The sequence below is a fragment of the Alexandriicola marinus genome, assembly GCF_004000435.1.
In the GTDB taxonomy this organism is placed as follows: Bacteria; Pseudomonadota; Alphaproteobacteria; order Rhodobacterales; family Rhodobacteraceae; genus Alexandriicola; species Alexandriicola marinus.
Map to the genome: position 1 here is coordinate 20,926 of NZ_RBVZ01000002.1, position 18,376 is coordinate 39,301.

At 64.8% G+C, this 18,376-nt stretch carries 23 protein-coding genes and 1 pseudogene; 16 read left to right on the forward strand and 8 right to left on the reverse strand.

Going from position 1 to position 18,376, the window contains the following annotated elements; translation table 11 throughout:
* The first annotated feature begins 32 nt into the window (after positions 1-32).
* The 6 genes from EP376_RS06530 to EP376_RS06555 all read left to right on the forward strand — a co-directional run bounded on the left by EP376_RS06530 (position 33) and on the right by EP376_RS06555 (position 5,678).
* Complete coding sequence (locus tag EP376_RS06530; RefSeq protein ID WP_127654775.1) at positions 33-404, forward strand: hypothetical protein; 372 nt, start codon at positions 33-35, stop codon at positions 402-404.
* Between the two features lies 1 nt (position 405).
* Positions 406-1,380 carry a methylmalonyl Co-A mutase-associated GTPase MeaB gene (meaB, locus tag EP376_RS06535; RefSeq protein ID WP_127654776.1) on the forward strand — a complete coding sequence of 325 codons (975 nt, stop codon included), beginning with the start codon at positions 406-408 and terminating at the stop codon, positions 1,378-1,380.
* Complete coding sequence (locus tag EP376_RS06540; RefSeq protein ID WP_127654777.1) at positions 1,377-2,186, forward strand: alpha/beta fold hydrolase; 810 nt, start codon at positions 1,377-1,379, stop codon at positions 2,184-2,186. The genes meaB and EP376_RS06540 overlap by 4 nt, the downstream gene beginning before the upstream one ends.
* A 133-nt stretch (positions 2,187-2,319) precedes the next feature.
* Positions 2,320-2,607, forward strand: coding sequence for a 50S ribosomal protein L28 (gene rpmB, locus EP376_RS06545; RefSeq protein WP_127654778.1), 288 nt, complete (start codon positions 2,320-2,322; stop codon positions 2,605-2,607).
* Positions 2,608-2,714: 107 nt separating this feature from the next.
* Positions 2,715-5,150: an ATP-dependent helicase HrpB gene (hrpB, locus tag EP376_RS06550; protein ID WP_127654779.1), complete on the forward strand. Its 2,436-nt coding sequence runs from the start codon at positions 2,715-2,717 to the stop codon at positions 5,148-5,150.
* Between the two features lie 60 nt (positions 5,151-5,210).
* The gene (locus EP376_RS06555; RefSeq protein ID WP_238928683.1) at positions 5,211-5,678 is read left to right on the forward strand and encodes an NUDIX hydrolase; all 468 of its coding nucleotides are present in this window, start codon (positions 5,211-5,213) and stop codon (positions 5,676-5,678) included.
* Positions 5,679-5,746: 68 nt separating this feature from the next.
* On the opposite strand, the gene argF is transcribed toward EP376_RS06555, so the two are convergent.
* The 4 genes and pseudogenes from argF to EP376_RS06575 all read right to left on the reverse strand — a co-directional run bounded on the left by argF (position 5,747) and on the right by EP376_RS06575 (position 9,527).
* A complete protein-coding gene (gene argF / locus EP376_RS06560) occupies positions 5,747-6,673 on the reverse strand; it encodes an ornithine carbamoyltransferase (RefSeq protein ID WP_127654780.1) in 927 nt (308 codons plus the stop codon).
* A gap of 66 nt (positions 6,674-6,739) precedes the next feature.
* A pseudogene (locus EP376_RS06565) lies at positions 6,740-7,922 on the reverse strand (acetylornithine transaminase).
* A 191-nt stretch (positions 7,923-8,113) separates the two neighbouring features.
* Complete coding sequence (locus EP376_RS06570) at positions 8,114-8,614, reverse strand: ClbS/DfsB family four-helix bundle protein (RefSeq protein WP_127654781.1); 501 nt, start codon at positions 8,612-8,614, stop codon at positions 8,114-8,116.
* Between the two features lie 97 nt (positions 8,615-8,711).
* Positions 8,712-9,527: an ABC transporter permease gene (locus tag EP376_RS06575; protein WP_238928684.1), complete on the reverse strand. Its 816-nt coding sequence runs from the start codon at positions 9,525-9,527 to the stop codon at positions 8,712-8,714.
* 137 nt (positions 9,528-9,664) lie between these two features.
* On the opposite strand from EP376_RS06575, the gene EP376_RS06580 reads away from it, so the two are divergent.
* The 3 genes from EP376_RS06580 (at position 9,665) to rimO (ending at position 12,529) form a co-directional block, all read left to right on the forward strand.
* Positions 9,665-10,276 carry a GcrA family cell cycle regulator gene (locus EP376_RS06580; RefSeq protein WP_127654782.1) on the forward strand — a complete coding sequence of 204 codons (612 nt, stop codon included), beginning with the start codon at positions 9,665-9,667 and terminating at the stop codon, positions 10,274-10,276.
* A 109-nt stretch (positions 10,277-10,385) separates the two neighbouring features.
* Positions 10,386-11,105 carry a ZIP family metal transporter gene (locus EP376_RS06585; protein ID WP_240652439.1) on the forward strand — a complete coding sequence of 240 codons (720 nt, stop codon included), beginning with the start codon at positions 10,386-10,388 and terminating at the stop codon, positions 11,103-11,105.
* 53 nt (positions 11,106-11,158) lie between these two features.
* Positions 11,159-12,529 carry a 30S ribosomal protein S12 methylthiotransferase RimO gene (gene rimO / locus EP376_RS06590; protein ID WP_127655872.1) on the forward strand — a complete coding sequence of 457 codons (1,371 nt, stop codon included), beginning with the start codon at positions 11,159-11,161 and terminating at the stop codon, positions 12,527-12,529.
* Here rimO and EP376_RS06595 read toward each other — a convergent pair.
* A complete protein-coding gene (locus EP376_RS06595; protein WP_164744880.1) occupies positions 12,526-13,062 on the reverse strand; it encodes a tetratricopeptide repeat protein in 537 nt (178 codons plus the stop codon). The genes rimO and EP376_RS06595 overlap by 4 nt on opposite strands.
* Before the next feature lie 127 nt (positions 13,063-13,189).
* Here EP376_RS06595 and EP376_RS06600 point away from each other — a divergent pair, with 127 nt between their 5' ends.
* Both EP376_RS06600 and EP376_RS06605 read left to right on the forward strand, forming a co-directional pair.
* Positions 13,190-13,459: a hypothetical protein gene (locus EP376_RS06600; RefSeq protein WP_127654785.1), complete on the forward strand. Its 270-nt coding sequence runs from the start codon at positions 13,190-13,192 to the stop codon at positions 13,457-13,459.
* A 39-nt stretch (positions 13,460-13,498) separates the two neighbouring features.
* A complete protein-coding gene (locus EP376_RS06605; RefSeq protein ID WP_338068382.1) occupies positions 13,499-13,894 on the forward strand; it encodes a thiol-disulfide oxidoreductase DCC family protein in 396 nt (131 codons plus the stop codon).
* On the opposite strand, the gene EP376_RS06610 is transcribed toward EP376_RS06605, so the two are convergent.
* Positions 13,891-14,241 (reverse strand): diacylglycerol kinase, encoded by a 351-nt coding sequence (locus EP376_RS06610; RefSeq protein WP_238928685.1) that lies wholly within the window; start codon positions 14,239-14,241, stop codon positions 13,891-13,893. The genes EP376_RS06605 and EP376_RS06610 overlap by 4 nt on opposite strands.
* Positions 14,238-14,600, reverse strand: a complete 363-nt coding sequence (locus EP376_RS06615) for a YigZ family protein (protein ID WP_127654786.1) — start codon at positions 14,598-14,600, stop codon at positions 14,238-14,240. Before EP376_RS06615 ends, EP376_RS06610 begins: the two co-directional genes overlap by 4 nt.
* A 101-nt stretch (positions 14,601-14,701) precedes the next feature.
* On the opposite strand from EP376_RS06615, the gene trhA reads away from it, so the two are divergent.
* The gene (trhA, locus tag EP376_RS06620) at positions 14,702-15,361 is read left to right on the forward strand and encodes a PAQR family membrane homeostasis protein TrhA (protein ID WP_127654787.1); all 660 of its coding nucleotides are present in this window, start codon (positions 14,702-14,704) and stop codon (positions 15,359-15,361) included.
* A 162-nt stretch (positions 15,362-15,523) separates the two neighbouring features.
* A complete protein-coding gene (locus EP376_RS06625; protein ID WP_203330970.1) occupies positions 15,524-15,865 on the forward strand; it encodes a CBU_0592 family membrane protein in 342 nt (113 codons plus the stop codon).
* Positions 15,866-15,868: 3 nt separating this feature from the next.
* On the opposite strand, the gene EP376_RS06630 is transcribed toward EP376_RS06625, so the two are convergent.
* Positions 15,869-16,633: a M48 family metallopeptidase gene (locus EP376_RS06630; RefSeq protein ID WP_127654788.1), complete on the reverse strand. Its 765-nt coding sequence runs from the start codon at positions 16,631-16,633 to the stop codon at positions 15,869-15,871.
* 138 nt (positions 16,634-16,771) lie between these two features.
* Here EP376_RS06630 and EP376_RS06635 point away from each other — a divergent pair, with 138 nt between their 5' ends.
* From EP376_RS06635 to EP376_RS06645, 3 genes are all read left to right on the forward strand, one after another.
* Positions 16,772-17,020: a hypothetical protein gene (locus EP376_RS06635; protein ID WP_127654789.1), complete on the forward strand. Its 249-nt coding sequence runs from the start codon at positions 16,772-16,774 to the stop codon at positions 17,018-17,020.
* Positions 17,021-17,109: 89 nt separating this feature from the next.
* The gene (locus tag EP376_RS06640; protein ID WP_127654790.1) at positions 17,110-17,688 is read left to right on the forward strand and encodes a nitroreductase family protein; all 579 of its coding nucleotides are present in this window, start codon (positions 17,110-17,112) and stop codon (positions 17,686-17,688) included.
* Positions 17,688-18,374: an EI24 domain-containing protein gene (locus tag EP376_RS06645; RefSeq protein ID WP_127655875.1), complete on the forward strand. Its 687-nt coding sequence runs from the start codon at positions 17,688-17,690 to the stop codon at positions 18,372-18,374. Before EP376_RS06640 ends, EP376_RS06645 begins: the two co-directional genes overlap by 1 nt.
* The last annotated feature ends 2 nt before the right edge of the window (positions 18,375-18,376 follow it).

Below are 18,376 nucleotides of genomic sequence, written 5' to 3' on the forward strand. Positions count from 1 at the left end.
GGCCGATCGCACCCGGCGCTAGTGTCGCGCGCATGATTGATGATGCCGTTCAGGCCAAACTTGATGAGATCGACACTCTGCTGGCAGAGCGGTTGCACCTGCGCGGCCCGACGCTGGCCGCGAAGGTGCGCAAGGCGGGCCGGTTGTTGCCGCGCGCGGTCTCCCGCGAGGCGGCCTATCTGGCCGAGGCACAGCAATTCGCCCAAGCGCCGAAACTGGCGCGCCGGATCGATGAAACCCGGCTTGAAACCGCCCATCGCACCGTCGCCGAATACCTCAGGACGGTTGACCCGGCGGAAAGGCTCAAAGACCGGATCCTCGGCATTCTCGGGATCGTGGCGTTCAACATCCTGCTCTTTGGCGGGCTGTTCATCTACTACCTCTGGAGCCAGGGGATTGTCTGACATGACGCCCCTTGCGCGCGCCTTGCGCGATGGCGACAGGCGGGCTCTGGCCCGGGCGATCACGCTTGTCGAAAGCGGACGGTCCGATCACCGCGAGGCGGCGCAGGCGCTTCTGGCAGAGTTGGGCACCGAAAAGCAGGCCCTGCGCATTGCCCTGTCGGGCACGCCCGGTGTCGGCAAGTCGACCTTCATCGAGGCGCTTGGCCTGCATCTGACGTCGCTGGGCAACCGGGTGGCGGTTCTGGCGGTCGATCCCTCCTCGGCGCGGTCGGGCGGGTCGATCCTTGGTGACAAGACGAGGATGGAACAGCTCAGCCGCGATCCGCGCGCCTTCATCCGCCCCTCGCCGTCGCAAAGCCAGCTGGGCGGCGTCGCGCGGCGCACCCGCGAGGCGATCGCCCTGTGCGAGGCCGCAGGTTTCGACGTCGTGCTCATCGAGACGGTGGGCGTCGGCCAGTCCGAGACGATCGCGGCCCAGATGTCGGATGTCTTCGCACTTCTTCTGGCACCTGCGGGCGGCGACGAGTTGCAGGGCGTCAAGCGCGGCATCATGGAGATGGCCGACATCATCCTCGTGAACAAGGCCGATGGCGATCTGCGCGCACAGGCGATCCGGACGCAGGCCGATTATGCCGGCGCGCTCAGGCTCCTGCGCAAGCGGCCGCAGGACCCGGAGGGATTCCCCAAGGCGCTGTGCGTTTCGGCGGCAACCGGTGACGGCCTTACCGAGGCATGGTCCGAGATCACCGATCTCGCGCGCTGGCGTCGCGAAAACGGCATCTGGGAGGCGACGCGCGCACGCCAGGCCGAATACTGGTTCGCCGAGGAACTCAAGGCTGAGATGATGGCCCTTCTGACCCGCGACCCCGTGCTGGCCGAACGTCTGGATGAATTGCGGGCACAGGTGGCGCAGGGTGACCTGTCGCCGGGCGCTGCGGCGCGCGAAGCGCTGGCCCCCCTGCTGACGGGCCAATGAAACCGGACATCGTCTTCGATGGAGACAGGCTCCGCGCCAGCCTTCTGCGCACGGGCGCGGCGGGTGGCCCCCTGATCGTGACTTTCGATTTCCGCAAACCGGGCAAGACCGATTTCGGCGCGCCTTCGGCCTCAAAGCAATTCGAAAAGGCAGGCTTTTCGCAATTGTCGATCAAGTCCCGCGCCAATGACTGGTTCATCAATGACGAGACCCCGGCACTTGAGGCGCGGCTGCGCGCGCTTGCCGAGGAATTCGGGGCGGTTCACATGCTGGGATGGTCGATGGGTGGCTATGGCGCGTTCCGTTTTGCGGCCACGATGAGGGCCGCACGGATCGTGGCGATATCGCCCCAGGTCTCGCTCGACCCCGATGTCGCGCCCTACGAATGGCGCTATGGCAAGGAAGCTGCGGGCTTTGATCCCGCGCTCGGCGCGATAACGGCACCACCGACACCGGGTCCCTCGGGGCTGATCCTCGCCGATCCGTTCATTCCGGCCGATCTCGCCCATGCCCACGCGCTTGTCGAACAATTCCCCCAGGTGCAGATCCTGCGGCTGGCCGGCGGTGGCCACCCGGCCTCGCGCCTCTTGCGTGAAAGCGGCAAGGCCTGGCTGATCCAGCGCGCCGCACGGGAAAGCCGGACCGATCCGCAGCCCCTCCGCCAGAGCCATGCCGCCGCGCGACGGATGTCGGCCGGCTACTGGTCGCGCCTCGCCAGCGCCGCGGCGGCGCGCCGTCCGGCGCTTGCCGAAACAGCACGGTCCCATGCGGGCAGGCTTGAACAGGCTGCCCGGTCCGGCACTTAGCGGGTTGACGACTGACGGGAATCTTCGTAATTGCCCGGAACCGAATTCGAGGCCCTGCCCGCGCGGGGCTTTTCCGTTTGAGCCGGGGGCGATTTCTCCCCTACGCGCTCCCACAGATACGAGGACACGTCCAATGTCGCGCCGCTGCGAACTGACCGGAAAAGGCCCCATGACTGGCAACAATGTCAGCCACGCCAACAACAAGACCAAGCGTCGTTTTCTTCCCAACCTTCAGGAAGTCACGCTTCAGTCCGACACGCTGGGCCGGTCCTTCCGGTTCCGCATCTCGTCGGCCGCGCTGCGCTCGGTCGATCACCGGGGTGGTCTTGACGCCTATCTCGCCAAGGCGAAGGACGTCGAACTGTCGCCCAACGCTCTGAAGGTGAAGAAAGAAATCGCCAAGGCAACCGCCGCCGCCTGAGCCGTTCCGGCCCGGTGACGATTTGCTGACAGGCCCGGCGCCATGCCGGGCCTTTGGCGTTTTCGGGACGCTTTACCTTGCTGGGGCTCTGACCGATAACCCCTCTCATGACCGCCCTGCCCATCGACAGCGCCATCCCCGATCTGCTGGCCGCCCTCCGCGACCACGGTCAGGCCGTGCTGCAGGCACCGCCCGGCGCCGGCAAGACGACCCGCGTGCCTCTGGCCCTGATGGAGGCGGGGCTGGCGCCCGGCCGTATCCTGATGCTCGAGCCGCGCCGGATCGCGGCACGCGCGGCGGCCGAACGCATGGCGGACACGCTGGGAGAATCACCGGGCGACCGCGTCGGTTACCGCATCCGGGGCGAGGCCAAAGTCTCGTCACGCACGAGGATCGAGGTCCTGACCGAAGGCATCCTGAACCGGATGCTGCAATCGGACCCGGAATTGCCCGGCATCTCGGCGATCCTCTTCGACGAATTCCACGAACGATCCCTGAATGCCGATCTGGGCCTCGCCCTCGCACTGGAGGTGCGGGCCGCGCTCCGGCCTGACCTGATCCTCTTGCCGATGTCCGCGACACTCGACGCAGGTCCGGTGGCCGAGCTGATGGGTGGCGCGCCCGTCGTCACCTCCGAAGGCCGCCACTTCGACGTGGATATCCGCTGGGCCGAAAGACCCGCTCCCAAGGGCCGCTCCGTCGCGCAGGCGGCTGCCGATCTGGCGGCACGCGCCGCGACCGAAACATCGGGCGGCATCCTCGTCTTCCTGCCCGGCGCGGGGGAGATCCGGACGGCCGCCCGCATACTGACCGACAGCCTCGGCCCGGGCTACGCCATTCGCCCGCTTTATGGCGCGATGCCCTTCAAGGACCAGCGCCGCGCGATCGCCCCGGAACCCGACACCTCGATCCGCAAGGTCGTGCTGGCCACCTCGATTGCAGAGACCTCGCTGACGATCGAGGATATCCGCGTTGTCGTCGACAGCGGCTGGACCCGGCGTGCCCGGTTCGATCCGGGCACCGGCATGTCGCGGCTGGTGACCGAACGTGTCAGCCGTGCGGAGGCCACACAGCGGGCGGGCCGTGCGGGCCGGGTCGCTGAAGGTCAGGCCTACCGGCTCTGGACAAAGGGGGAGGATGGCGCGCTCCTGCCCTATGCTCCGCCCGAGATCACGGTGGCCGATCTGGCGGATCTTGCGCTCGAACTCGCGCTCTGGGGCAGCGCGGATCTGGGCTTTCTGACCCCGCCGCCCGAGGCTGCATTGACCGAGGCCCGCACTCTGCTGCGCGATCTTGGCGCGCTGGACGGAAGCGATCACATCACCGAACATGGCCGCCGTCTTGCCGCCCTGCCAGTTCATCCCCGGCTGGCCCACATGTTGCTCCGGGCCGGTCGCGCGGCCGTGCCGATCGCGGCGCTGATGAGCGGGCGGCACATTCCGGGCATGCCGGGCGCGGACCTCGTGCCGCGGCTGGAGATGATCAGCGGCCGGCGCGCACCCCCGGCCACGGGCCGCGGGGCCGTAGCCGATCTGACCCGCGAAGCACGGCGTCTGACCGCCGGGCTTCCATCAGAGGGCGCATATAGCGCCGGCCAGATGGCAGCGCTTGCCTACCCCGACCGGATCGGCAGGCGCAGGCCGGGCGAGGCACCGCGCTACCTCTTGTCAGGTGGGCGAGGCGCGGTCCTTCCCGAGGATGACAGCCTTGCGAGCAGCCCCTTCCTCGTGGCGACCGACCTCGATGGCGCGGGCCGCGAAGCTCGCATCCGGGGCGCGATCACAATCACAGAGGCCGAGATCCGCGAAATCTGTGCCGATCGCATCACGCAGGTCCACGAATGCCACTGGTCACGCCGCCACAACCGCGTCGAGGCCCGGGCGGAAGAACGGCTGGGTGCGGTCGCCCTCTCGGCCGCGAGATGGACCGACGCGCCGCAGGACGCGCTGACCCGCGCAATGTGCGACGGCATCCGAGAGCTGGGGTTGGCCTTATCGCCCGCGGCGGAGCGGTTCCGCGCGCGGGTGGCGCTGCTGCGCACCGAACGGCCCGACATGCCGGACCTGTCGGACGCGGCCCTTCTGGCGGGTCTCGAGGATTGGCTCGCGCCGCATCTGGGCGGGGTCACGACCGCTGCCGCATGGCGCGCTTTCGATGCCACGGACGCGCTGCGCGCGATGCTGAGCTGGGATCAGCTGCAGGCCGTCGACAAGGCGGCTCCGGCCCATTTCATCACGCCGCTGGGTCGCAAGGTGCCGATTGACTACGGGCAGGACCTGCCGACGATCGAGCTGCGCCTTCAGGAAGTGTTCGGCCAGACGACCCATCCGCGCGTGGGCGGTGCGCCGCTTCGGCTGGTGCTCTTGTCCCCCGCCCAGCGGCCCGTGCAGGTCACGACGGACCTGCCGCGCTTTTGGGCCGACAGCTATGCGGATGTGCGCAAGGACATGCGCGGACAATATCCGAAACATCCCTGGCCCGAAGATCCGACCACCGCGCCACCGACGACACGCACAAAACGCGCATCCGGTCGAGGTCATTGATCTTTTTACCATTTCGCCCTATCTTTTTCTCAAATAAGAACAAGATAACGGGCGCGTTTCATGAGAATTTCTCCGAAATCCGATTTTTCGACCATCGTGGACGAGACAGGCACAGCGATGCACCTTCAACTGGCGGCTCTTTGCCTGCGCAAGGGCAAGAAGGAACCCGAGGTCCTTCTGGTGACGTCCTCGGCCGGGCGCTGGATTCTGCCGAAGGGCTGGCCCATGGACGGCAAGAAGAACAGCGAAGCCGCCATGATCGAAGCATGGGAAGAGGCCGGCGTGCGCAAGGCCAAGGTTGCCCGCAAGCCCGTCGGCAGTTTCATGACCACCAAAGAGCGCGGCCCGAAGTCGCGGCCAGAGCCCTGCCTTGTCAAGGTGTTCGAGCTGAAGGTCTCGGAGACGAAGCGCGACTATCCCGAAGCCGACGACCGGGATCGCAAATGGGTCAGCCTGTCGAAGGCGATCAAGATCGTCGACGATGCAGGATTGCGCGATTTCCTGAAAGGTTATCGAAAATCGCTCTGAGCGAGGACCAAAATTCCAGAATTTTGGTGGCCGCCCAAATTTGGATAAATTTGGGGGCGCTGGCCCTGTCAGACGCCCAGACACCAGCGCATGATCGCCTTTTGCGCATGGAGCCGGTTTTCCGCCTCGTCGAAGATCACGGAATGGGGTCCGTCCATCACCGCGCTCGTGGCCTCGTCGTCCCTGTGCGCCGGCAGGCAATGCATGAACAGGGCATCGGGCTTGGCACGGGCCATCAGGTCTTCGTTTACCTGGTAGCCGCGCAGCTGATTGTGCCGCCGCTCCCGCGCCGAGACGGGGTCATGCATCGAGACCCAAGTATCGGTGACGACGAGGTCCGCCCCCTCGACGGCCTTGTGCGGATCGCGTTCGATCGTGACATTGACACCCTTGGCGCGGGCCTCCTCGAGGAAACCACGCTCAGGGTCGAGCGGCTCCGGCCCGGTAAATGTCAGGTCGAAGCCAAATTGCCCCGCCGCATGTGCAAAGCTGTTGAAGACATTGTTGCCATCGCCCGACCATACGACCTTGCGGCCGGCGATCGGCCCGCGATGTTCCTCGAAGGTCATGATATCGGCCATGATCTGGCAGGGGTGGGTGCGATTGGTCAGCCCGTTGATCACCGGCACATCGGCATGTTCGGCCATTTCAATCAGGGTCTGTTCCTCGAAGGTGCGGATCATGATCAGGTCGACATAGCGGGACAGGACGCGGGCGGTGTCGGCGATGGTCTCTCCATGGCCAAGCTGCATGTCAGCGCCCGACAGGACCATGGTCTGGCCGCCCATCTGGCGGACACCCACGTCGAATGACACACGGGTCCGGGTCGAAGGTTTCTCGAAGATCAACGCCACCATGTGACCGGCAAGCGGGGTCTCGTCATCCGTCATGCCCCGGGGGCGGCCATTGCGCGCATCCTTCATCGCCCGCGCGCCCTCGATGATCTGCCGCAATTCGGCGGCATCGGTCCTGTTGATATCCAGAAAATGGTTCATCGTGTCATCTTTCGTTTCGGGAGAGCCCGCCGGGCGCCCCGGATATGTCCGTGAATGGAAAGTCGATCAGCCGGCCTGCCCGACGCGCGTGGCGGCCCGATCGAGCCGCGCAAGCGCCTCGCCGATATCGGCCTCGGAGATGTTCAGCGCCGGCAGAAGCCGGATGACATTCTCGGCCGCAGCCACCGTCAGGATTTCCTCGGCATAGCAGGCAGCGGCAACATCGCCGTTCGGCGCCTTGCAGACGAGCCCCAGCATCAGACCGGCCCCGCGCACCCCCCTCGAACACGTCGGGGTGACTGGCCACCAGCCCCTCGAGCCCCTGCCGCAAGAGACCCGCGCGGCGGTTCACATCCGCGAGGAACTCAGGATCGCCAACGATCTCGACCACGCGCGCTCCCACGGCGCAACCCAGCGGATTGCCGCCATAGGTGGAGCCGTGCGTGCCCGCGACCATACCGGATGCGGCATCTTCGGTCGCAAGGACCGCGCCCAGAGGGAAGCCGCCCCCGATCCCCTTGGCCACCATCATGATGTCGGGCGTCACGCCCACCCATTCATGGGCAAAGAGCCGCCCCGTGCGCCCCATGCCGCATTGCACCTCGTCGAGGATCATCAGAACGCCGGTCTCGTCGCACAGGTCCCGCAGGCCCTTGAGGCAGGCATCGGGCAACGGCCGGATGCCGCCCTCGCCCTGCACCGGCTCGACCATGACGGCACCTACGTCGGGCGCGCGGATCGCGGCCTCGAGAGCATCGTGATCGCCAAAGCCCAGCTGGGTGAAGCCGGGCAGAAGCGGCCCGAAGCCCTTTGTCATCTTCTCCGATCCGGCCGCGGCAATCGCGGCACTCGACCGGCCATGAAACGCGCCCTCGAAGGTCAGGACACGTGTGCGTTCGGGCTGGCCCTTGTCGTACCAGTACTTGCGCGCCATCTTGACGGCCAGTTCACAGCTCTCGGTGCCGGAATTGGTAAAAAAGACAGTGTCGGCAAAGGTCTTTTCGACCAGCAGATCGGCCAGCCTCTCCTGTGCGGGGATGCGGTAGAGGTTCGACACATGCCACAGCTGGCCCGCCTGTTCGGTCAGAACTTCGACCAGTTCGGGTGCCGCATGGCCCAGCGCGTTCACCGCGATCCCTGCCCCCATGTCCAGAAAGCGTCGCCCGTCAGCCTCCTCCAGCCAGGATCCTTCGCCTTTCACGAAGGACAGCGGCACCCGGTTATAGGTCGGAAGGATCGAGGGGATCATGAGGATATCCTTGGATTTCAAGAAGCCCGAGAAGTGCCGCAGCACATGGGCCAAGTCAACGATTTTGGGATGGCATGACGAAAGCTGCCCAATCGGCGGGCAAGCGGCTGAGCCGATCAGCGTCGGCGTCGGATATGTCGCGTCGTCGTCATGCACGCGGCATTAGGGGAATTCGGTCAGCTTGGGAAGCCCTATCCCGCGTCGGACCGAAGGCAGGCACGAATGAATTTCGCGGCCGACCGGTAATGCGACGGTCCCGCGGCTTCGGCCCAGCGGCCGGGCGACCAATCGTTGTTGGCCCCCGTCATCGGCCCGCCATACAATGTCTTGTCATCCGCCTGTGTCATGAAATCGAGCAATGCGGCATGCCGATCGGCCAGCATTGACCGAGCCCCGGCCCAATCCAGCCCCGATTGTGCGCGGCGCAGATCGGCATTGTAGGCCTTGAGCTGGTTCCACTTGTAGCCGGGGGCGGGAAAAGACACCGGCCGTCCGGCGAGGCCATCGTGATACCAGCCGAGGAACAGATCGATCCAATGGGCACGGTGACCGATGACATCCTTGATCGAGGTGTCGTCCGCGCGCTTTCGCATGGCCTGATCGTCGGGAATGTCCGCGATCAGATCGCGGAGCCTGGCATAATCTTTCTCCGTCACCGCGATCAGCGCGTCTTTCGTTGTGGCAGCAGGCAAGATGCGCCCTCCCCGTTCGATAGATTACGGGGCGTATGCTTGCCGGACGCGTCGGACCTGTCCTTGATATCGCTCAAGCCGGAGGCGTGGTCGCGGCTCAGGCCTTGAGGCGATACCCCCTGCGGAACCAGCTCCAGCAAAGCAGCACCACCGCCGAGGCAGAGGCCAGCACGATCACTGCGCCGCGCAGGGGCGGGCTGTCAGAAATCCCCAGCATGCCGAACCGGACCCCGTCGATGACGTAGAAGAACGGGTTGGCATGGCTGATTGCCTGCAGGACCTCGGGCATCGCCTCGATCGAGTAGAAGGTGCCCGACAGGAAGGCCAGTGGCGTCACGATGAAGTTCGAGATCGCGGCCAGCTGATCGAACTTGTTGGCGAAGATGCCGGCGACGAGGCCAAGGCCGCCCATGAAGACCGACCCGGCAACCACATAGAACAGCACGACAAGCGGGCGTTGCATCCCGATCCCCAGAAGGAGCCAGACCCCGATCGCGATCACCAGAGCCACCAGAAGGCCGCGCGCCACCGCCCCAGATACATATCCGATCACCAGCTCGGCCGCCGACAGCGGCGGCATCAGCGTGTCGACGATGTTGCCCTGCACCTTGGCCGAGGCCAGCGACGAGGAGGTGTTGGCGAACGCGTTCTGGATCACCGTCATCGTAAGGATCCCCGGCGCGATGAAGGTCACGAAGGGCACGCCCATCACCGGACCCCGGTTCGGGCCCACCGCGATCACGAAAATCAGAAGGAAAAGCCCCGCATTGATCAGGGGCGCCATGATCGTCTGGCTCCAGACATTCATGAACCGCCGAATCTCGCGTTCGATCAGTGTGGCAAGGCCCAGCCAGTTGACCCGACCGAACCGGCGGACGCCCATCATCGTGTCTTGGTTGCGTGTCTCTTGCATTTCCCGCTCCCCTCGCTTATCCGCCGGTCGGCTTGTATCCGGCGTATTCGCGCTTAGAATAGGAAAGCGACAGAAGTCTCAAGGCCCCCCTCCCCGATCGGGGAGGTTCCGGGGCCGACCAATCCAAGGGAAGTGCCATGTCCTGGACCGACGAACGCGTCGAGACGCTCAAGAGAATGTGGAGCGAAGGCCAAAGCGCCAGCCAGATCGCCAAGGAACTTGGCGGTGTGACCCGCAATGCGGTCATCGGCAAGGTGCACCGGCTGGGCCTGTCCAACCGTGCGGGCGCCAGCGGCGCCGCGCCGGCCACCGGTTCGGGCAACGCGCAGCCCGCCGCCCCGGCGGCCAAGTCGCAGCCCGCGCCAAAGGCCAAGCCGGAGGCCGCTCCCAAGCCAAAGGCCGAACCCGAGACCGAAGCCGAAACGGCAACCGAAGAGGATACGAGCGAACCGCCGATGAGCGCGGCGCGCCGCGCGATCATCCCGGCGGGTCAGCCGCTCCCGCCGCAACCCTCGGCCAACGAGATCAGCCCCGAAGCCCTTGCCAAGGTGTCGGAGGTAGAGAAATCCGCCAAGAAGCTGACGTTGATGGAGCTGACAGAGAAGACCTGCAAATGGCCCGTGGGCGATCCCGCCACGCCGGATTTCTGGTTCTGCGGCCTGCCCGTTCAGGCCGGCAAGCCCTATTGCGAGGCCCATGTGGGCGTGGCCTTCCAGCCCATGTCGAGCCGCCGCGACCGCAAGCGCTAGGCCGCGACACGTCCGGCCTGCGGCCCGGCCCGACCTGTGCTGAACGGCCGGCCCCCGGGGCCAGTCGTCCGCATGGTGTCGACCGGATGCAGCACGAGGTGTGCACGCCGTGACCGATCTTGTTCTAGCCCTGTGCTACGGCGCTTTCGCCGGGTTGATGATCCCGCTCGGCGGCTATCTCGCGAGCATTGAGCGCATTCAGCCTCGCTGGCTCGAGCAGGAGGTGCGCCACAGTGTCATGGCCTTTGGCGGGGGTATCCTCATCTCGGCCGTGGGCTTTGTTCTGGTTCCCGAAGGTCTCGCGCTCTTGCCGCTCTGGGTCGGGGTTGCAGCATTTTTCCTTGGTGGCGGCCTCTTTGCACTGGCCGAGCGGCTGCGCCGTTCCCGCGCCGGCCAGAATGCACAGTTCCTTGCCATGCTGACGGATTTCGTGCCCGAGGCGATCTCTCTCGGGGCGATCATGGCCAGCCGGTCGTCAGAGGCGGCGCTTCTTGCGCTTCTGATCGGCGCACAGAACCTGCCCGAAGCCTTCAATGCCTGGCGCGAACTGAAGGATCGCGGCCATCATGGCCGGCGGCACATGATGCGCGTCTTCTTCGGGCTCGCGGCCATCGGGCCCGTGGCCGTCGTAAGCGGCTACCTGTTTCTGTCGAACCTCCCCGCTGTGACCGGCGCGCTCATGATGGCGGCCGCGGGTGGCATCCTCTACCTAATGTTCCAGGACATCGCGGTGAAGGCGCATCTGAAGAACCGCCAGGCGCCTTCGCTTGCGGCGCTGTCGGGTTTTGCCTTCGGGATGATCTGCAACGCCGTCGTGGGCGGCGGCTGAGCGGCGCCGATCCCGCGCGGCGCCCTCTTTCCCCGGCTCTCGCCATGGCCTATATGCGCCGGATGCAGAATCCTCCCGATCTTCGACCCGATCTTGCCCGCGCGCGGGTGACAGACGCCCCGCGTGAGGGGCAGCCGACCATTGGCATGGTCTCTCTCGGGTGCCCCAAGGCGTTGGTCGACAGCGAGCGGATCCTGACCCGGCTCAGGGCCGAGGGCTATGGCATCTCGGCCGATTACGCGGGCGCCGATGCAGTGATCGTGAACACCTGCGGCTTTCTCGACAGCGCCAAGGCCGAAAGCCTTGATGCGATCGGCGAGGCCCTGAATGAAAATGGCCGGGTCATCGTCACCGGCTGTCTGGGGGCAGAGCCCGATTACATCACCGGCGCCCATCCGAAGGTTCTGGCCGTCACGGGGCCGCATCAGTACGAACAGGTGCTCGATGCCGTCCACAGGGCGGTACCGCCATCGCCGGACCCGTTCATCGACCTGCTGCCCGCCCAGGGGATCAAGCTGACACCACGTCATTACAGCTATCTCAAGATTTCCGAGGGCTGCAATCACACCTGCAAATTCTGCATCATCCCCGACATGCGCGGGAAACTGGCCTCCCGCCCCCACAGGGCGGTGATGCGCGAAGCGGAAAAGCTGGTCGAGGCCGGGGTGCGCGAGCTGCTGGTGATCAGCCAGGACACATCGGCCTATGGCACGGACTGGAAGGATCGCGAGGCGAAATTCCCGATCCTCGATCTGGCCCGCGATCTGGGATCCCTCGGCGCGTGGGTCCGGCTGCATTACGTCTATCCATACCCCCATGTGCGCGATCTGGTGCCCATGATGGCCGAGGGCGGCGTGCTGCCTTATCTGGATATCCCGTTCCAGCACGCCCATCCGGACACGCTCAGACGCATGGCCCGTCCCGCCGCCGCGGCCCGGACCCTGGACGAGATCGCCGCATGGCGTGCCGCCTGCCCCGATCTTGTCCTGCGCTCGACCTTCATCGTCGGCTATCCCGGCGAGACGGAGGAAGAGTTCCAGACCTTGCTCGACTGGCTGGACGAAGCCCAACTCGACCGGGTTGGCTGTTTCCAGTACGAAAACGTCGAAGGCGCGCGGTCGAACGCTCTCCCGGGTCATGTGGCACCCGAGGTCAAACAGGACCGCTGGGATCGCTTTATGTCAAAAGCGCAGGCCATCTCCGAGGCGAAACTGGCTGCCAAGGTTGGAAAAGTGATGGATGTCATCGTCGATGATATCGACGACGACGGCATCGCCACCTGCCGCACCAAGGGAGACGCGCCCGAGATTGACGGCAATCTCTTCATCGACGAGGGCACCGACGGCCTGTCGGTCGGCGATATCGTCGCGATCGAGGTGGACGAGGCCGGGGAGTATGATCTGTGGGGGCGTCGTCTACCCTAGTAGCGGATGGAACTCGCCCCGGACAGCGTGTCCCGCAATGCCCGGGCCGGCCATGCATCGGCACCAGCGGCCGCGACAATCACCGCAAGCTGCTCTTCGGCGGCGGCACGCTGACCGTCAGATGCAAGACCCATTCCGTAATAGGCGCGGGCCAGGACATTGCCGGGATCAACGGCGAGCGCATCGAGATAGAACCCTTCGGCCGCCTCGAAATCGCCGGTCTGCCGGGCGACAAAGCCGCGATAGGTCAGCGCGAATCCGTCATCGGAGGGAAATCGCTCGAGAAGCGCTGCCGCATCGGCGTATCGTTCGGCATAGGCAAGTTCGCGAATGATCGGCCGGAGCGCGGCATTGTCTTCAGAGACCTCCGCGACAGGCACGCAAAGCTCGGCCTCGCTGTCCCAGACCTGACCTTCTTCGCAGGTGATCGTCGTTTCTGACGGCACAGGCGGCGTATCATCGTCCAAACCGACGGCCCAAACAGGCGCGACACTCATCGAAAGAACGGCAAGAACTGCAATCGTCAGGCGCATCATGGACTCCTCTGTCGGCAGGTCGGAACCTAGATCGCCTGCATGACAATTCCATGTCCGGTATCTTCATTTGGGGCCAAGATGATCCCGTGCTAGGATCCATGATCTGCCACCGAAGGAGACAATCATGACCTTCCGCGTCTTCGCTACTCTCCTCTCCCTCCTTTTCCTTGCCTCCTGCGCCACGGCGCCTCTCGCGATCGAGGGCGCACGAGGGTTCTTCTGGGGTTTGTTCGACGGGGCGGTGGCGCCGATCGCCTTCATCCTTTCGTGGTTTTCCGACAGTATCGCCATCTACGGCGTCCCGAATTCCGGGGGCTGGTATGATTTCGGCTTCCTGATCGGGGTGACGTTCTGGGCCGGTGGCGGTGGGGCTGCGGCGCGCAAGCGGCGCTGAGCGGCCCGCGACGGCAGGACGCAGAGACCGGACAAGGGCGTGTGCTATTTGACGGGCATGACGGTCGAAACCAGAGTTCTCTATAACGACGAATGCCCTATCTGTTCCTTCGAGATCGGACATTATCGCGGCTATGCCAACAAGACCGGCCTGCCGCTGCGCTTTGATGCGCTGTCGGGCCCCGATCTGGCGCGCTGGAAGGTGAGCCGGGACGACGCCGCCCGCCGTCTGCATGTGCTCAAGGATGGTGAGGTTCTGACGGGCGTCGACGCCTTCATCGCGCTCTGGTCCGAAATGCCGCGCTACCGCTGGCTTGCGCGGATCGTGACGCGGCCGGTGATCCGCCCGGCGGCCGCAATGGTCTATGACCGCATCCTCGCCCCGCTCCTGTATCGCGCGCACCTGCGGCGGACGGCGCGGCTGGCGCCGCACTAGCCCAGCAGGATCACGATCCAGGCGATACCGACGGCCACGGCCGAGACGGCGACCACCGCAGAGCCCGCGTCCTTGGCCTGTCGCGCAGCGTCGCGCTGATCGGTCGAGATATCGTCCACGATCCGCTCCAGCGCCGTGTTCAGACATTCGAGTGCGAGGACGATCACCCCACCCATCACAAGGACAGCAGTCTCGGCCGCGCTGAGCGGCAGCGCGATCGCAAGAGCAGCCGAGACGACATTGGCCCAGACCCAGCTGCGAAACGAATGCTCTTCCCTCCAGCACAGAACGAGGCCGGCCCAACTCCAGATGCAGCGTTTCCTGAGTTGTCGGAGGAAAAACATCATTCGGAGGCAGGCTCCGCCTCGGCCAGATAGAATCGCACGGCCTCGGCCACGTGGCGAAACCTGTCGCCGCCCAGATGTTTGCCCCCGAACCAGCGCGTCACGCAGATCAGGTGACCGGTAAGCCCCTCACGTTCGAGCATCCGCAGGATGACGGCGCCGGCTCCCGCCTCTCCGTCATCGTTCTTGAGCGGCCCATCGGGCAGGATGACCGCCCATGTGTTGTGGGTGGCCCGGGCGAATTTCTTGTTCCGGCACAATGACTTGATTGCCGCCTTGGCGGCCTCGGGGCTATCCACCGGCATGCCCGAGACCGCATAGCGCGATCCACGGTCGGTGATGACATTCTCAAATATGGTCATGCGGATATCTGACCCGAACCGGTTACGCCCGGCAAGATGCGGACCGGACCTGACGTAAGGATATGCTTTGCGCGTGGCCAAGGTCACGCTACCTTTGCATCATGCAACGAGACCCGGACCTTTATCCCGACTACACGCTGGCCGAACGGATCGCGGATGGCACGGTGCACGGATTTGGTGTCGCGCTTGCCATCACGGGCGGCATCCTGCTGCTGGTCTTCGGCTCCGCGAGCGGGGATGGCGGCATGATCGCCGGGCTTGCGGTCTATGCCGCGGCCCTGATGGCAACCTTCGTGATGTCGGCCTGCTATCACATGACGCCGTGGGAGCGGGTAAGGCCGGTGCTGCGACGGCTCGATCACGCGGCGATCTATTTCAAGATCGCGGGCACCTATACGCCCTTTGTCGTGATGATCGGATCGGTTTTCGGCTATGTGATCCTTGGCCTGATCTGGACTTTGGCCTTCGCGGGCGCCTTGGCGAAGGTCTTCTTCTGGCGCGCGCCGGGACGATTGGGAACCGCACTTTACCTTGTCCTGGGCTGGTTGAGCGTTGCCCTGATCTGGCCGATGGTGCAGGCCTTGCCCATGACGGCCGTGATCCTCGTGGCGGTGGGCGGTGTCCTTTACAGTCTGGGTGTCGTGTTCTTCACCCGTGAAGACATGCGCTATTCCAACGCGATCTGGCATGTCTTCGTTCTGGCCGCGTCCGGCTGTTTCTTTGCCGCGATCAGCCTCGGGGCCTTTACCTCCGCTGCCTGAACGTCAGGATTTCCTGACTTCCCGCCTGAGCGCCGATCTCTAGGCTCTGCCCCATATTGAACCGGGCGACTCCTTCCTTTTTTTCCGCCCCAACTATTTTGACGGTCCCCGCCTGCCCCTTCGGGTTCGGGGTCTTGATGGATTTACGAGAAAGGATTGCGCGTGCAAAGCCTGCTCCTCGATTGGCCATCCGCGATCTATGATCTGGTCGGGCTTCTGGGCTTCGGGCTTTACGTCGTGTCCTATTTCCTCCTGACGACGCATCGGCTCACCAGTCAGACCTGCACGTATTTCGTGATCAACCTCATTGCCGCGACCCTCGTTCTTGTCAGCCTGTTCGGTGCCTTCAATCTGGCAAGCCTGATGATACAGGTGTTCTGGATCGTGGTGTCTGTTCTCGCGATCTCAAGACGGTTCCGAGACGGTCCTGCGCCGGGCACAGCATCCCCCTATCGGGCCCATTTCGATCCTGAAAATGGCATGGCGAGCCATCCCGAACCCTAGGGCCTAAAGCCCGAGACCGGCCGCCGTGCGCAGCACGATGGCAACCCGTTCGGCATTGGGCGGGTGGGTGCCCAGGAACTGGTCGCCCGGATCGGGGATCCGGAAAAAGAATTCCGCCCCGCGCACCGGATCATAACCCGCCCGCGCCGCGATCACGGTGCCAAGGGCATCGGCCTCAAGCTCGAATTCCTTGCTATAGGTCCGGGCGCCGACCTCGGCGCCGATCTGCTGCGCGGTCCGGATCACCTGTTCATTGCCGCCGCCGCCCACGACACCGGCCAGCTGGCCAAAGACGGCCGCACCCAGCATGGCGTTGCGGCGCTGCTGTTCAAGATGGCCGGCGATGTGGTGGGCGGCCTCATGGGCCATGATGAAAGCCATCTCGTCGGCATTTCGGGCATCCGCGATCAGCGACAGGGTGAAGGCGATGATCGGCCGTCCGTTTTCATCAAGCGTCTGGAACGCATTCGGCGGGGACAGCGGGTTGTCGTCCACCACGATTAGGAAATCGCAATCCAATCGGGGCGCCCGCGCCCGGCATTCCTGCTCGGCGACCGGCTCGACCGTGTCGATCACCTCGATGAAGGTGCGGGCGGCACGGCGGATCGCCTGCTGATCGACCGAGACTTCGGATTGCCGCGTCGTCGAGACTTCGGTCGGAGCCCCCGTGGGATCGAGGCTCGGCGAAACATCGGTAACCGGCGGCGCGGCACAGCCTGCCAGTCCGACGAGGCCGGCCACCAGGAAAGCGCGCGCTAGAAAAGCCATGGTCGACAAACCCCGAAGAACGATCCACCCGGCAATCTAGGCGCTCGCCCCCTCTCTCGCCAGTCGCAATCCGGTGATCGGGCAGGTTTGCGCCCAGCCACTCTTGCCATTTTTCGAGCCGCGCCCCACTCTTTGCCCATGTTCAGCATAGAGCACGATTTCGACGCCACCGTGATCACCCTTCTCGACGAAGGCGACGCCCCCCTGAAAGAGGACGTGACCGTCAATCTTTTCGAAGATTGCGTCACGGTCGAGCAATACGATGCCCGCCGGGATGAGGTCGTGACCCTGACCTTGTCGCTCGCTCAGGCGCGCGATCTTGCGGCGGCCCTGAACCTGCCAGAGGGCATCTATCGCCGCGCCGGGGGAGACACAGACAAGACCTGATCCTGCCCCGAGACTGTCGCCGGGCCACGTGAGCCATGGCATCCGGTCGATTTCGACATTATGTGATCAGCAAAACAATTGGAGACGCAATGCCCACCCCGAACCCGTCAGCGATGGATTTCCTTCTGACCCGCCGGTCCCGCCCGGCCAAGACGTTGACGACCCCGGTACCCGACAGGGCGGCCCTGATCCCGATCTTGACCGCTGCCGCCCGGACGCCTGATCACGGCAAGCTGGAACCGTGGCGGTTCATCGTTCTGGAAAAGGCCGCGCTCGAGCGGCTGTCCCGGCTGGTGGTAACCCGCGGCGAAGCCATGGAAATGGACATGGACCGGATCACCAAGGCCCGCGATCAGTTCGCAGATGCCGATCTGGCCGTCGCCGTGATCTCGTCTCTCAAACCAAGCGAAAAGATCCCCCAGATCGAACAAATCTACTCCGCGGGCGCCGTGTGCCTCGCACTGCTGAATGCCGCTCTGGCCTCGGGCTGGGGCGCCAACTGGCTGAGTTCGTGGGCCAGCCACGACCGTGATTTCGTCCATGACGGGCTGGGGCTCGAGTCGCACGAATCGGTTGCAGGTTTCATCCATATCGGAACCGAGACGCGTGATCCGCCAGAACGCCCGCGCCCCAATCTTGATGAGATCACCACCTGGCTAGCCGAGTGATGATCTTTTCGGACTTCCTGAAAGCCGTGATGCAGCTATCGGATCAGCGGTTCAGGCGGGTCCTGTGGCTTGGCATCGCGCTGTCGATCGCGCTTCTGTTCGGCTGCTATGCGACCCTTCTGTGGCTCGTCGACATGCTTGATCCCGGCAGCCTCGAGATACCGGGCATCGGGCCGGTCACGTGGCTCGGCGATCTGCTCAGCTGGGGATCGCTGTTCCTGATGCTGTTTCTGTCGATGTTCCTGATGATCCCCGTCGCCTCGGCGATCACGTCACTGTTCCTTGACGATGTGGCGCAGGCGGTCGAGGACGAGCATTATCCCCACCTGCCCGTCCCGCCCCGTATCGGCTGGGGCGATGCCTTGCGCGACACGGTGAATTTCCTCGGCATCCTGATCGGGGCCAACGTGCTGGCGATCTTTGTCTATGTCCTGTTCCCGTTCCTGTCGCTGTTCATCTTTTTCGCGTTGAACGGGTTCCTTCTCGGGCAGGAATATTTCCAGATCGCGGCCATGCGCCGCGAGGGCCGGCAGCGCGCCAAGGAGATGCGCCGCGCGCATCGGGGCACGATCTGGGTGGCCGGCTGCCTGATGGCTCTGCCGCTTGCGATCCCGCTGGTGAATCTGCTCGTCCCCGTCTTGGGGGCCGCGACGTTCACGCATCTCTATCATCGGCTCTCGGCCTGACG